This is a genomic window from Aquitalea sp. ASV15 (assembly GCF_016429115.1).
GTDB lineage: Bacteria > Pseudomonadota > Gammaproteobacteria > Burkholderiales > Chromobacteriaceae > Aquitalea > Aquitalea magnusonii.
The window spans coordinates 1-12,747 of the sequence record NZ_JAELTZ010000076.1 but is presented as its reverse complement, the minus strand read 5'-3'; the positions used below and the strand labels follow the sequence as shown (position 1 = coordinate 12,747).

Genomic DNA, 12,747 nt, shown 5'->3' with positions numbered 1-12,747 from the left:
ACCACCTGCTCAACAACATCTTCTTTGACACCTGCGTCTACCACCAGCCCGGCATCGACCTGCTGACCAAGGTCATTCCGGTGGACAACGTGTTGTTTGCCAGCGAAATGATCGGTGCGGTACGCGGTATCGACCCGGAAACCGGCCACTACTACGACGACACCAAACGCTACATCGAAGCGGCGGCGCTGACGGATGCCGAACGGCAGCAAATCTTTGAAGGCAATGCCCGCCGCGTGTATCCGCGACTGGATGCCGCCCTGAAAGCCCGCGGCCTTTAAGGCTGGCAAAACCCCCGCTCCTGCGTTGCGCCGCCTTGCCGTACCACACGTACTGTCTGCGGCGGCGCGCCTTGACCCAGGGCTTTTGATCACCAGGCAGATAAAACAGAACAGGAAAGACCACACCATGTACGAACTCGGAGTCGTTTACCGCAACATCACCCGCGCCGACCGCGCCGCTGCCGATGCACTGGCCGCGCTGGGTTCCGCCACCGTGCACGAAGCCATGGGCCGGGTTGGCCTGCTCAAGCCCTATATGCGCCCCATCTTTGCCGGCAAACAGGTGTCCGGCACCGCCGTCACCGTGCTGCTGCAACCGGGCGACAACTGGATGCTGCACGTGGCGGCCGAACAGATTCAGCCCGGCGACATCGTGGTGGCAGGCGTCACCTCGGAATGCAGCGACGGCTACTTTGGCGACCTGCTGGCCAGCAGCTTCCAGGCCCGTGGCGCACGGGCGCTGATCATCGACGCCGGGGTACGCGACGTCAAAACCCTGCAGGAAATGGACTTCCCGGTATGGAGCCGCGCCATCAGCAGCAAAGGCACCATCAAGGCCACGCTGGGCTCGGTCAACATCCCGGTAGTGTGTGCCGGCATGCTGGTGCATCCGGGCGATGTCATCGTGGCCGACGACGACGGCGTGGTATGCGTCCCGGCGGCGCGTGCGGTGGAAACGCTGGCGGCGGCGCAAAAGCGCGAATCATTCGAAGGGGAGAAGCGCGCCAAGCTGGCATCCGGCGTGCTGGGTCTGGACATGTACGCAATGCGCGAGCCGTTGGCCAAGGCTGGCCTGCGTTATATCGACTGACGTTTGCTGGCGTAAACGTCACTCTCTGTGTTGGCCACCCTGCGGGGTGGTTTTTTTTGGCAAGTAGCGGCAACAAGCAAGCCAGCGCAACGGGGCAGGGGGGGCGCAAAGCCATTTCAACATTTCGCGTGAGCGAGACAAGACAAACACGGCTGAGGGCGCGGAGTTTCCGCAGGGGAAATGCGTATGCCCAAGATGTTGATAAGGTGCTGTCGCCAAAGCACAGCAGGCGTTGAACCGCTCCTCAGGCCGTGGTATCCACCGTATTGCCCAGGTGGCTGGGATTGCTGGTGGCGTATTCGTAAATGCCCACCCCCAGCGCCACGCCGGCCAGCAGCGGGTGTGCCTCGACAATGGAGGCTGCTTCGGTCACCACGGAAGAACCTGCCTTGAGCAAGGCTCCGCCCGAAGTGCTGATGAATGAACCGACTGCGCCCAGAAACATGCTTGGACTCCTTATTGCATTTATAAGAACTATCGGTGAAATCGCGGCTGGCTTGAGCTGCTTTACCCGTATTTACATAAATTGGCATGAGCTTGAAAAAAGGGCTGGCAAGCGCCAGCCCTTCCTGCGTGATGGCTGCGGTCAGCCGCGTGCTGTATCAGAAGGCAGTGGACATGCCCACGCCGACGGTATGCAGGGTGTTGCCATTAGCCAGCACCACGGTGTTGCCGGCATTGGTGCCGGTAGTCAGCGGGCTGAAGCCGAAGTTGGCGTTTTGCAGTGCGCCATTGCTCAGGCGCGTGGCATAGGTGTAGAAGCTGGTGCGCTTGGTGGCGGCATAGCTCGCGCCAAGCACCCACTGCGTGGCCTTGTAGTCATCGGCATGGCTGGCATTGTTCAGGCTGCCCAGCTTGCTGTACGAGGCTTTCAGTGCCAGGCGTTCGCTCAGCGGCTGGCTGACACCCACCGTCCAACCGGTTTGGGTCTGGGTTTGGCCGCCCGTGGCGGATTGATAACTGCCACGCTCCACCCCGGCCCCCACCAGCGTACCCGTGCTGCTGAAGGTCCATTGCGCCAGCAGCTTGGCAAAGTCCACATGCTTGCCCGACGCTGCCGTGCCGGAGTTGCTTTGCTCGTAACCGGCAGTGTCAAACTGGCGGTCCCAGCCGAAACCGGCCTTGAACGGGCCGTCACCATACTTCACCGCCAGGCTCAGGCGGCTGCGATTGGTGTTATTGGTCCTGGTTTCATCCACGCCATAAGACGCGCCAGCCTGCCAGCCGGACAGCAAGGGCGAGATGTAATGCACCGAGTTCTTCAAACGGGTTTCGCCACGGCTGAACAGCTGGTAAAAGCCCGGGCCGGTTCCCCAGCTGTCGGCAATGGTGCCGGCCATCACGTCAATGCCGAAGTCCGCCGTACTGCCCACCAGCGATTTGTACACGGTGTCGTTGTAACCGGCGATCAGGCGACCGTATTGCTCGCTGCTGATGCCGACAAAGCTGTTGCGGGTGGCCAGGGTGGCGCTCTGGCCCCAGTCGGTAGTACCACCCTGCTCGAAGTTACGCAGGCTGGATTCCACCTGCCAGATGGCCTTTACCCCGTTGCCCAGGTCTTCGTTGCCACGAAAGCCGATGCGGGAATTATTGTCGGTCACGCGGGTGGTGGTGGACTTGGTGCCGCCGCTGCCGCCCGATGCTCCCACCGATTCCAGCGAGGCGCTGATCACGCCATACACGGTGACCGTGCTGTCCTCTGCGTGAGCCGTCAGCGCGGTGACTACGGCACAGGCGGCCAGGCTCAGTTTGAGAGTGGATTGCTGCATGGTTTCTCCTCCATCTGGTTCAGATCCTTGTTATTGCAATGATGTTGATTGCATTGGCTAATCTAGGTCAGCAGAGGAGGGCACGCGTTGCCATTAAGTGAACCTGCGTTGCCTTGTTTTGCCGCCACTGCCGCACAGGCTGGCTGGATGGCGTTGGCTGGGCTAGGCTCAAACCGGTTCTTGATCAAGCAATGCCAGGCGATGGAGCCTTGTTCAGTAGCGTCAAGACAGGAAAATTACAGCAAAGCAGCATGACGTATTTGCTATCAAATGATAGTAATTCCCGTTTTCAGGGTGTCAATCAGGAGTGAACAAGGTGAACCATACCGCTTATCGCGGCCATCCCCCGGTGGCCTTACGCTGGCTATCCCTGCTGGCCTGCTTGTGGCTGTGGTGCATGGGCTGGCTGCCGCACTTGGCGCAGGCTGCCGACTATCAGCCCTTGTCCGTGCAGCCCGCGGTAATCAGCTGTGCCGCACTCGGCCAGCAGTCGCTGAGCGGCGTGGCAGATGCACCCGTCAGCATCCGTGCCGCCAGTGTGGTGAGCACACCCAAGGGTGAATTTTGCAAGGTGGAAGGCAGCATTGCCCCAGCCATCGGCTTCGAGGTGGACCTGCCTCTCCAGGGCTGGACCCAGCGCTATCTGCAAGGCGGTTGCGGCGGCCTGTGCGGCATGACCCGCGTGGGTATCAGCAATGCCGGGCGCTGCGGCCCCGCCTTGAACGGCGAATTCGTGGTGGCTGGCAACGATATGGGCCACAAGGGTTCGATGACCGGGCCGGACCAGGCCAGCTTTGGGGCAGATCCGCAAAAGCGCATCGATTTTGCCTACCGCGCCAACCACCAGACCGCGCTGGTGGCCAAGGCCTTGATCAAGGCTTTTTATGGCCAGCCGGCACGCTTCTCTTATTTTGTCGGTTGTTCCGATGGCGGCCGCGAAGCCTTGATGGAGGCGCAGCGCTACCCGGACGACTTTGACGGCGTGGCTGCCGGTGCGCCCGCGGCCTTGTTCCAGCTGCAAAACTCGCTGTATCACGCCTGGAATGTGGTGGCCAATCAGCGGGCCGATGGCAGCAACATCCTGCTGCAAAACCGGCTGGGCATTCTGCACCGTGCCGTGCTGGCGCATTGCGCCGAAGGCTCCGGCGTAAAGGATGGCCTGCTGCAAGACCCGCTCAGCTGCAAGGTGGACCCGGCCTGGGCGCAGTGTCCGCCAGATGCCAGCGACCACAGCCAGTGCCTGAGCGCCGAAGAAGTGGCGGTGGCACGCAAGCTGTATGACGGCCCGCTAGATGCGGCTGGCCGTCACCTGACCATGGGCGGCGTGCTGCCCGGCTCCGAGCTGCAATGGATGCTGCCCAATAGCGCTGAAGGCAAGTCGATGAGCCAGGACATGGCCTCACTGGCCATTTCTTACCTGATTCTGCCGCAGGTGGATCTGGCCATGGGTCATCTGCAACAGCTGCGCTTTGACGACGCCACCTTTGCCCAGCTCTCCCAGCTGGCCCCCTTGTATAACGCCGGCAACACCAATCTGCTGCCCTTCCAGCAGCACGGCGGCAAGCTGATTTTGTGGCATGGGCTGGCGGATACCTCGATTACGCCTGCTGTCTCGCTGGCCTATTACCAGGGGGTGCAGCAACAGCTGGGCAAGGCCACGACGGATAGCTTCATGCGCTTGTTCCTGTTGCCCGGGGTGAGCCACTGCGGCGGCGGTGATGGCTACAACCAGGTGGATGTGCTCAGCCCGCTGATGGCCTGGACCGAGCTGCAACAGGCACCAGCAGCGCTGATTACCGGCAAGCCGGCGCAAGCCGAACCGGATTTCATGGCTGGCCCGCCACCAGACACGCTGCCGGGCAATGGCAAGCCTGGCAAGCCCGCTCAGCCGGCACCCGGCCTTCATCTGCCGATGCTGGCCAGCAGCCCGCTGGCCCAGCCCTGGGCTGCCGTGAAAGCCACGCGGCCGGTGTATCCGTGGCCGCTGATTGCCCGCTATCGCGGCCAGGGCGATGTCAATGATGCCGCCAGCTATCAGCCGGTGCCATCTGCCGTCGCGCTGCCGCTGGATTTCAACAGCCTGGCCACCAGCCTTATCGGACCTGATAACCAGCAAGACCATGCGCCCACGAGCCAGCGCCTGCCGCTGCTGCAATAAGCGCTGCTAGCAAAAATCCGTTGCAGGATCTCGCTTGCTTGCCATGGGTACTACGCTGTTTTGCCCGCGCTGCAAAACAGTCTGCATCTTGGCCATAGCGGCAGGGCGGCGGTCATGCGGGTCTGGATTTCACCGCAAGCCCCGGCGATGACCTTATGCCGGGGCTAGCCCTCCCTGCGTGCCGGCTCCGTGGCGTGAATGAATACCGTATAGGTGTCCGCCGGGCGCAGCCCTCCTGCCATGTCCAGTGCGCGACCAATAGCGCCGCGGTGATAGCTGCCGTGATTGACCAGATGGAACAGTATCTCGGCACGCGTCATCGAGCCGGCTTTCCCATCCAGAAAGCGGAAACGGATTATCTCTCCCAGCTGTTCTGCTGGCAGTGCCGCGGTATACGGCTGCAGCCAGCCGTTTGCCGCTGACAAGCGCTGCTCAAGCTCCGCCAGCGTGGGGACGATGTCCGAATTGGTCGTGCAATGCGGCTCGGCTGTTCCCGCCAGCCTGGCGCGGAATACTTCTTCCACCCGCACCATGTGATTCAGTTGCTGGCGGGCAAACGCCAGTTCGGCGGGAAAGGCCTGCGCATCGATCTGGGCGATGGCAGCCAGCGTGCGCTGGTCGGCCCATTGCTTGTAGCGCAGCTGGTTAAGAATCAGTGTTAGCGGCATGGAAGTGGCCTCGTCAATATCGGGTGATGTCTTGAGCATGCAGCCAGCCGGGGTCGACCGCTGCGCAGGGGAAAATGCTCACTGTGGTGCAAGCCTGTGTACTGGCCCATTGCTGCCGCCTGCTGCCAGTGCCGTGTTGGCAAGCACCACCAGGCTTGGCTCTGGGCTGATTGTACCTATCATCAAGGTCCGCTTCGCTGCTGGGGCATGCTGTCATGGCGTGCATCTTCATTTTTTGAAATCAGCCCGGTCATGCATTCATCAGGCAATGGCAAGCAGTCATTGTGTGTTCACGGATAAAAACGCCCCGTGGCCGGTAAAAAATGCTTCTAGTCATTGCAGCGCATTCTGCTTGGCCAAGGCCAGAGCGCATGACGGCAGTCTGCCATGCTGCTGTGGCCATCTGATGTGTGATGTCGGGTAGGGCAATATCACGCATGCCCGCTTCTGGCCGTTCCCGGCTAGCTTACCTGCGATTCACAATGCATAAAAGTAATGCCTGCCCTCTTTGTCCAGGGCATCTTGCCATCCTGCATGCGGCGCTGTTGCTGCGTGAGATTCCATGGTGGGTGCGCAGCCTGGGTATTGCGGACGCTTGGCTGTCAGCTGCGCCTCCACCGGCATGTCCTGATCCAACAGGATTGATATATCAGCTAGAGCGGATTTGGGATTGGTCCTGACGTGCAAACAGCTGATGATGCTGCAAGCTGAAGGAAGCGGCTGGCTGAAGCGGGCCGCAAGGCGGCCATGCCCGGGTGGCCGCACGGCATCCTCATGCTCAAGGGACGCCAGTGCAGCGTACCCATTCCCATGATTTCTGGAGACATGCGTGATCAGTGGCAAGACAAGGCTTATCGCCCATCTGGGTTATCCCACCGAGAGCTTCAAGGCTCCGATGATTTACAACCCCTGGTTTGACAGCAAGGGTATTGATGCGGTGGTGGTGCCGATTGGCGTCAAGCCGGAAGACTACGTGGCGGCACTGGCCAGCATCCGCAAGTTCACCAATCTGCATGGTGCGCTGGTCACCATGCCGCACAAGGTCACCACGCTGGGCCTGATGGACGAAATCACCCCCACCGCCGCCATTGCCGGTGCCTGCAATGCCATTTTGCTGCGTCCGGATGGCAGCTTGCTGGGCGACCAGTTTGACGGTGCCGGTTTTGTGCGTGGCGTGGAGCGCAAGGGTTTCTCCCTCAAGGGCCGCAAGGTGCTGGTGTCGGGCAATGGCGGCGTCGGTTGTGCCATTGCCGCCTCGCTGGCGGCGGCCGGCGTGGCCGAAATGGCCTTGTACGACAGCCATACCGCTTCGTCCGAGGCACTGGCCAGCCGCCTGTGCCAGCACTACCCGCAGCTGAAGGTGGCAGTGGGCAGCAATGACCCGGCCGGCTTCGAGCTGATCGTCAACGCCACCCCGCTGGGCATGAAGGATGACGACCCGCTGCCCTTTGACATGGACCGCGTCAGCCCGGACACCTTTGTCGGCGAAGTGGTGATGAAAAAGGAAATCACCCCGCTGCTGGCGGCGGCACAGGCCAAGGGCTGCCGGATACAACTGGGTACCGACATGCTGTTTGAAATGATTCCGGCCTATCTGGAGTTTTTCGGTTTCGGCAGCACCACGCCGGAAGCGCTGCGTGCCGTGGCCCAGCTGGATTATTAAGGAGCGGGCAATGAAGAAAATACTGATGTTGCACGGCATCAACCACAATATGTTTGGCAAGCGCGACCCCAGGCAGTACGGCACCGTGACGCTGGCGGAAATCGACGCCCGCCTGCAGGCGCTGGGCCGCGAGCTGGGCGTGGAAGTGGCAAGCTTCCAGACCAACCACGAAGGTGAAATGTGCGAACGCATTCACCGGGCCTATGCCGATGGTGTGGATGCGGTGCTGATCAATGCCGGTGCCTGGACCCACTACAGCTATGGCATCCGCGATGCACTGGCCATCCTCACCGTGCCCATCGTGGAAATCCACATGTCCAACATCCATGCGCGCGAACCCTTCCGCCACCAGTCGGTATTTGCCGAGATTGCCAAAGGGCAGATCTGCGGTTTTGGCACTGAGAGTTATCTGTTGGGCCTGCGCGCGGCTATTGCCGCCACTGTGGCGCAGTAAGTTTTTCTCTGTAGCAATCCGAAACTGACTCAGTCAGTGTTATGCGGGGGAGCCTGGCTCCTCCGCTTTTTTTATGTGTGGCTGGGAGCCAGCAATGCTGCAGCCAGCTGCGGCAGGCCGGGGAAAATGGCGATCTGCCCGGCAAAGCGGGCGGCGGTGGCCGGGTCCAGATGCACCCCGGCCACGGCAACGCCAGCAGCCAGCCCGGCGGCAATGCCGGAGGCGCTGTCTTCCACCAGCAGGCAGTCGGCGGGGGCTACCTCAAGCAGGCGCAGTGCGTGCTGAATCAGCGCCGGGTCCGGCTTCCAGGCATTCACCTCGTAGGCACTGATGATGGCTTCGCCAAAATAGGGCTTCAGCCCGGTGCTGTTAAGGCTGGTTTCTATCTTCTCGCGCGGGCCGTTGGAGGCAATGCAGCGCGGCAGTGGCAGTGCGGCCAGCAAATCATGCGCGCCGGGCATGCTGTCCAGTTCGCTGGCCAGCAGTTGCAGGCTTTGCTGGCGAAACTGCTGGCTGAACAATTCACGGTCCAGTTGCGGGAAGTACTGGCTGATGTCGTCCAGAAAGCGCGCATATGGCCGGCCACGGAAATGCTGCAGGATGGTTGCTTCATCCAGGACATGGCCATGCTGTTGCAGGATGCGCCCGAGCAGCCGCGCGGACAGGTTTTCGCTATCCACCAGCGTACCATCGCAATCAAATATCACGGCCTTGATCTTAAACACCTGTCGGTCTCCTGCAAGGGTCAGTCATAGCAGCTTGTTATAACTGCTAGTGCCTGTGTCGACTACTCCTCATGGCAGCAAATCACCAGAATGGTGCGCCACCTCATGTCCGGCACAGGGCAATGATGATGGCACAGCCAGAGCGGCACTGCATATAACAAGGAGGAGACAGAACATGAAACTTTCCACACGGCTGGGGCTGATTGTGGGGCTGGCGGCACTGGGTGGCCTGTTGCTGGCGGTGATGGGCCTGGTGTCCTTGCGCAGCAGCATGCTGGAACAACGTCAGGAAGCCATCCGCACCGTGCTGACGCTGGCGGCGCAGCAGGTTAAACATTTTCAGCAACTGGAGCAGGGCGGCCAGTTGAGTCGCGCCGAGGCGCAACGCCGCGCCATCGACGCCCTGCGCAGCATGCGCTACCAGAAAAGCCTGTATCTGTGGGCGCGTACCACCGGCGCGCTGGGGCTGGTACTGCCGGGCGACAAGGGCGTGGGGCAGGTGGATTTCGGCAAGCAGCTGCCGGATGGCCGCCATGATTTCAACCGTTATCTGGATGTGCTGGCCACGCAGGACATCGGCTTTGTCGAGCTGATGGTGGTGAAGCCCGGCGGCAGTGACGAGGTGCTGAAAATCAATGGCGTGACGCGCATTGACGGCTGGGACTGGGTGATCGGTTTCGGTGCCTGGACGGATGACATCCAGGCGGCATTCTGGCAGGCGGCGCTGCGTTACATGCTGACCGGCCTGTTGCTGTTTGTCGCCATTGGCGTGGTGGCGGTGTGGATGGCACGCAAGATTTACCGCACCTTGGGCGGTGAACCGGAACTGGCCGCCCGGCTGGCCGGGGAGATAGCCGAGGGCAAGCTGAACCGGGTGCTGGATACAAGCGCCCCGGCCGGTAGCCTGATGGCCTCCATCGCCGTGATGCAGGGCAATCTGCGCAGCCTGATTGGCGGCATTCAGGACAACGCACATCAGGTGGGACAGCTGTCGCATCATCTGGCCACGCAAATGGGGCAGATCAACGATGCCGCGCAGCTGAGCTCTGCGGCTATCTCCTCCAGTGCTGCAGCCATCGAACAACTGGCAGTCAGTGTCGACCATATCTCGCAGGGGGCACGCGAGACTGAGGACAATTCCGGCCGGGCCACCGCGCTGGCCGAACGAGGCGCCGCGCTGGTGCTGCATGCCGGTGAGGAAATCAGCCGGGCTGCCGAGCAAGTGAGTGATGCGTCACGGCTGATCGGCTCGCTGGAGCAGCGCACCGACCAGATTGGCGATATCGCCAGTGTGATTCGCGATATCGCCGACCAGACCAATCTGTTGGCGCTGAATGCCGCCATCGAGGCCGCCCGTGCTGGCGAGCAGGGCCGTGGCTTTGCCGTGGTGGCCGACGAAGTGCGCAAGCTGGCCGAACGCACCAGCACTGCCACCGCGCAGATTGCCAGCACGGTGCAGGCGGTGCATGCCGATACCGCCGCCGTGGTGCAAGGCATGCAGGCCATGGCACCACAGGTGGCGATGGGGGTGCAGATGGCGGCTCAGGCAGGGGATGCGCTGCAGCAAATCAATAGCGCATCCGCGCAGGCGCTGGACAAGGTGCGCAGCATTGCCAGTGCCACCACCGAGCAAAGCCAGGCCAGCAATAGCGTGGCGCAGAACATCGAGCAGATCTCCGGCCGCATGGAGGAGTCCAGCCACGCGGTGGCACAGGCATGCCAGCATGTTGCGCGGCTGGAGCAACTGACCGCAGCCTTGCACCAGTCGGTTGCCCGTTTCCAGGTGTGAGCGTTTCCGGAGCGGGCAGGGGGCGGGGAGGGCGGCTTGCTGGTCAAATTGAACTGTGTTCAAATCCGGAACCAATCAGCAAGGAGAAACGACATGGCAGGCAGTATGGAGCGTTCGCTGGCAATTCTGGAATTGCTGGCCCGTAATGGCGGGCAACTGCCGCTGCATGTCATTGCCGACACCCTCAACATGCCGCGCAGTGGCGCGCACCGCTTGCTGGCCATGCTGATCGAGCAAGGCTATGTGCGCCAGCATGCAGAGAAGGGCGAATACCAGCTCTCGCTCAAGCTGGTGTCGCTGGGGCTGATCTACCTGTCCACCAGCGGCGTGGCCGATGTGTCGCAACCCATTCTGGAAAACCTGGCACGCAGCTCGGGCGAACTGGCACGGCTGGGCATCATCGAAAACGAGCTGATCACCTTTGTGGCCAAGGCGCAGGGGGCGCGCTCCGGCCTGCGTTACGACCCGGACATGGGCAGCAACCCGCCCTTGTTTTGCACCGCCAGCGGCCCGGCCTGGCTCTCCCGGCTGGACGATGAGCAAGCCTTGCAGATTGTCGCCCGGCAGGGCTTTGGCAATGGCCACGACTACGGCCCCAATGCGCCGCGCACCATTGCTGCCTTTCTGGAGGTGCTGCATGCCACCCGCAAGCGTGGCCATGCGGTGGCGGTGGACAGCTACGAACCGGGCATGACCTCGCTGGCCGCACCCATCATCCACCCGCTCAAGCAGCAGGTGGTGGGGGTGGTGACGCTGGCCGGCCCCACCAGCCGCATTCCGGCCGAGCGCCTGCCCGAGCTGGGCAGCCTGTTGCAGGATGCCGCGCGCGAGCTGGGCGAAGCCTCGCTGGGTTCGCTGTACTTCAAGTCCTGATTTGCGCTGATTTTTCATTCATGGCCCGCCAGTCGGGCCATTGCCATTCATGTGCCCGATGTATAGCAAACTGCTATATCTGCTAGAGCGATAGTGCTCTTTTTTTATGCAATGCGCGGGAACACAATCCTCGCATGCAAACCTCAATCCCGACTCTGTTCATGCGTGGCGGTACTTCACGCGGGCCCTTCTTCCTGGCGGACGACCTGCCGCAGGATCAGGCATTGCGCGACCGTGTGCTGCTCGCTGTCATGGGCTCGCCCGACCGCCGTCAGATTGACGGTCTGGGTGGAGCACACCCGCTGACCAGCAAGGTCGGCATCATCTCGCGCGGCAGCCAGCCCGGTGTGGACCTGGATTTCCTGTTTGCCCAGTTGCAGCCGGACAAGGACACGGTGGATACCACGCCCAACTGCGGCAATATGCTGGCGGCGGTGGTGCCCTTTGCGCTGGAGCGCGGCCTGGTGACGGCGCAGGGTGAAACCAGCACCTTCCGCGTGCTCACCCTCAATACCGGCATGCAGTGCGACGTGACGGTAGACACCCCTGGCCGCCAGATGCGCTACGACGGCGAAGCCCGCATCGACGGCGTGCCCGGCAGCGCCTCGCCTATCACCATCAACTTTCTCGATACCGCTGGTTCGGTGTGTTCCGGCCTGCTGCCCACCGGCAAGGTAAAAGACGTGGTGCAGCTGGACGGCGTGGGCGAACTGGAAATCACCTGTATCGACAACGGCATGCCGTTGGTGATGCTACGCGCTGCCGACCTGGGCCGCAGCGGCTACGAAAGCGTGGCCGAACTGAATGCCGATACCGAGCTGAAAACCCGGCTGGAAGCGCTGCGCCTGCAATGCGGCCACCTGATGGGCCTGGGCGATGTCAGCAAGAAAACCTATCCCAAGATGTGTCTGATTGCCGCGCCGCGCGACGGCGGCAGTATCAGCACCCGTTGTTTCATTCCGCACGTCTGCCACGACGCCATCGGCGTGCTGGCGGCGGTGACGGTGGGCACCGCCTGCGTGCTGGAAGGCTCGGTCACCGAGGGCATCGCGCAGATGCAGCCCGGCTTGCGTCATCTGGTGTCGGTGGAACACCCGACCGGCGAATTCTCGGTGGACCTGGAGCTGGACCCGGAAAACCCGCAAAACGTCATCCGCGCAGCATTGCTGCGCACCGCACGGCTCATCATGCGCGGAGAGGTCATGATTCCCTCCGCCATCTGGAAAGGACAGCAAGCATGATCATCGACATCCACGGCCACTACACCACCGCCCCCAAGGCGCTGGAGGACTGGCGCAAACGCCAGATCGACAACCTCGCCACCCCGGAGCTGGGCCCCAAACCCTCTGAGCTGAACATCTCCGACGACGAGCTGCGCGACACCATCGAAAGCAACCAGCTGCGCCTGATGAAGCAGCGTGGCTCCGATCTCACCATCTTCAGCCCGCGCGCCAGCTTCATGGCCCACCATATCGGCGACTTCAACACCTCCTCCACCTGGGCGGCCATCTGTAATGAGCTGTGCTATCGCGTCAGCCAGCTGTTCCCCGACAACT

The 12,747-nt window shown here is 62.0% G+C and carries 13 protein-coding genes; 9 read left to right on the top strand and 4 right to left on the bottom strand.

Annotated elements, in window-relative coordinates:
- Together JHD64_RS19680 and ligK are read left to right on the top strand one after the other, a co-directional pair.
- Positions 1 to 281: amidohydrolase family protein (locus JHD64_RS19680; RefSeq protein ID WP_199055198.1), on the top strand; the 281-nt coding region annotated here is incomplete at its 5' end.
- 127 nt (positions 282 to 408) lie between these two features.
- Positions 409 to 1,092, top strand: a complete 684-nt coding sequence (gene ligK / locus JHD64_RS19675; RefSeq protein WP_059284322.1) for a 4-carboxy-4-hydroxy-2-oxoadipate aldolase/oxaloacetate decarboxylase — start codon at positions 409 to 411, stop codon at positions 1,090 to 1,092.
- Between the two features lie 244 nt (positions 1,093 to 1,336).
- On the opposite strand, the gene JHD64_RS19670 is transcribed toward ligK, so the two are convergent.
- Complete coding sequence (locus JHD64_RS19670) at positions 1,337 to 1,537, bottom strand: hypothetical protein (RefSeq protein WP_199055196.1); 201 nt, start codon at positions 1,535 to 1,537, stop codon at positions 1,337 to 1,339.
- Positions 1,538 to 1,694: 157 nt separating this feature from the next.
- Positions 1,695 to 2,861 carry a porin gene (locus JHD64_RS19665; protein WP_199055194.1) on the bottom strand — a complete coding sequence of 389 codons (1,167 nt, stop codon included), beginning with the start codon at positions 2,859 to 2,861 and terminating at the stop codon, positions 1,695 to 1,697.
- 316 nt (positions 2,862 to 3,177) lie between these two features.
- On the opposite strand from JHD64_RS19665, the gene JHD64_RS19660 reads away from it, so the two are divergent.
- A complete protein-coding gene (locus tag JHD64_RS19660; RefSeq protein WP_199055192.1) occupies positions 3,178 to 5,019 on the top strand; it encodes a tannase/feruloyl esterase family alpha/beta hydrolase in 1,842 nt (613 codons plus the stop codon).
- A 164-nt stretch (positions 5,020 to 5,183) separates the two neighbouring features.
- On the opposite strand, the gene JHD64_RS19655 is transcribed toward JHD64_RS19660, so the two are convergent.
- A complete protein-coding gene (locus JHD64_RS19655; protein WP_199055189.1) occupies positions 5,184 to 5,726 on the bottom strand; it encodes a DinB family protein in 543 nt (180 codons plus the stop codon).
- A 790-nt stretch (positions 5,727 to 6,516) separates the two neighbouring features.
- Here JHD64_RS19655 and JHD64_RS19650 point away from each other — a divergent pair.
- Together JHD64_RS19650 and aroQ are read left to right on the top strand one after the other, a co-directional pair.
- A complete protein-coding gene (locus tag JHD64_RS19650; protein ID WP_199055188.1) occupies positions 6,517 to 7,350 on the top strand; it encodes a shikimate dehydrogenase in 834 nt (277 codons plus the stop codon).
- A gap of 10 nt (positions 7,351 to 7,360) precedes the next feature.
- Entirely contained in the window at positions 7,361 to 7,804 is a 444-nt protein-coding gene (gene aroQ / locus JHD64_RS19645) for a type II 3-dehydroquinate dehydratase (protein WP_199055186.1), read from the top strand.
- A 71-nt stretch (positions 7,805 to 7,875) separates the two neighbouring features.
- Here aroQ and JHD64_RS19640 read toward each other — a convergent pair whose 3' ends face one another.
- Complete coding sequence (locus JHD64_RS19640) at positions 7,876 to 8,529, bottom strand: HAD-IA family hydrolase (RefSeq protein ID WP_199055183.1); 654 nt, start codon at positions 8,527 to 8,529, stop codon at positions 7,876 to 7,878.
- Between the two features lie 175 nt (positions 8,530 to 8,704).
- Between JHD64_RS19640 and JHD64_RS19635 the strand changes: the two genes are divergently transcribed.
- From JHD64_RS19635 to JHD64_RS19620, 4 genes are all read left to right on the top strand, one after another.
- A complete protein-coding gene (locus JHD64_RS19635) occupies positions 8,705 to 10,318 on the top strand; it encodes a methyl-accepting chemotaxis protein (RefSeq protein ID WP_199055182.1) in 1,614 nt (537 codons plus the stop codon).
- 93 nt (positions 10,319 to 10,411) lie between these two features.
- Complete coding sequence (locus JHD64_RS19630) at positions 10,412 to 11,191, top strand: IclR family transcriptional regulator (protein ID WP_199055172.1); 780 nt, start codon at positions 10,412 to 10,414, stop codon at positions 11,189 to 11,191.
- Positions 11,192 to 11,325: 134 nt separating this feature from the next.
- On the top strand, positions 11,326 to 12,432 hold the full coding sequence (locus JHD64_RS19625; RefSeq protein WP_199055170.1) for a 4-oxalomesaconate tautomerase: 1,107 nt from the start codon (positions 11,326 to 11,328) through the stop codon (positions 12,430 to 12,432).
- The coding region (locus tag JHD64_RS19620; protein WP_233170533.1) for an amidohydrolase family protein at positions 12,429 to 12,747 on the top strand (319 nt) is incomplete at its 3' end. The genes JHD64_RS19625 and JHD64_RS19620, both read left to right, overlap by 4 nt.

Bases quoted from the DNA above. Each gene is read 5' to 3' on its own strand.
- JHD64_RS19635 (WP_199055182.1), top strand. From the start codon at position 8,705: ATGAAACTTTCCACACGGCTGGGGCTGATTGTGGGGCTGGCGGCACTG.
- aroQ (WP_199055186.1), top strand. From the start codon at position 7,361: ATGAAGAAAATACTGATGTTGCACGGCATCAACCACAATATGTTTGGC.
- JHD64_RS19625 (WP_199055170.1), top strand. From the start codon at position 11,326: ATGCAAACCTCAATCCCGACTCTGTTCATGCGTGGCGGTACTTCACGC.
- JHD64_RS19655 (WP_199055189.1), bottom strand. From the start codon at position 5,726: ATGCTCAAGACATCACCCGATATTGACGAGGCCACTTCCATGCCGCTA.
- JHD64_RS19670 (WP_199055196.1), bottom strand. From the start codon at position 1,537: ATGTTTCTGGGCGCAGTCGGTTCATTCATCAGCACTTCGGGCGGAGCC.
- JHD64_RS19630 (WP_199055172.1), top strand. From the start codon at position 10,412: ATGGCAGGCAGTATGGAGCGTTCGCTGGCAATTCTGGAATTGCTGGCC.
- ligK (WP_059284322.1), top strand. From the start codon at position 409: ATGTACGAACTCGGAGTCGTTTACCGCAACATCACCCGCGCCGACCGC.
- JHD64_RS19665 (WP_199055194.1), bottom strand. From the start codon at position 2,861: ATGCAGCAATCCACTCTCAAACTGAGCCTGGCCGCCTGTGCCGTAGTC.